General features: G+C 40.3%; 1 protein-coding gene. It reads right to left on the minus strand.

All coding sequences use genetic code 11. The annotated features are described in order from the left end of the window. A partial coding sequence (locus tag F7Q96_RS26480) for a 3-hydroxyacyl-CoA dehydrogenase family protein (protein ID WP_151023648.1) occupies positions 1–534 on the minus strand: 534 nt, incomplete at both ends.

Raw genomic sequence — 534 nt, forward strand, 5'->3', positions numbered from 1 at the left:
CTTGAATAAAAGTACCAAACACACGACTGGTAAAGAAGCCACTGCTATCATTGACAACGATTGGTGTTTTTCCAATTTGCTGTACAAAGTCATAGGCTTTGGCAAGTGTCTCTGCGGAGGTGTTTTTACCTTTAATAATCTCAACCAACTGCATTTTGTCGACAGGGCTAAAGAAATGCAGGCCAATAAATGCTTTATCATTCTTGCTTGCTTGCGCTAAACCTGTAATCGGTAGGGTGGATGTATTTGATGCCATTACACCATTAGGCGCTAAGTATTGTTCAGCTTCTTGAGTGACTTTCGCTTTGAGCTCTTGGTTTTCAAATACGGCTTCAATAATCAGGTCACAACCTTGTAAGTCTTCAGCAGAAGCTGTAGCCGTAATGAGCGATAAAATCTGATGACGTTTTTCTGCAGTCATGCGGCCTTGTGAAACACGTTTATCTAAGAGCTTTTGTGAATATGCTTTGCCTTTTTCAGCATTTTCAACAGATACATCTTTAAGGATAACAGGAATGCCTTTAATTGCAGTGG

Origin of the sequence: Cupriavidus gilardii (assembly GCF_008801915.1) — a bacterium.
Taxonomy (GTDB): Bacteria; Pseudomonadota; Gammaproteobacteria; order Burkholderiales; family Burkholderiaceae; genus Cupriavidus; species Cupriavidus gilardii.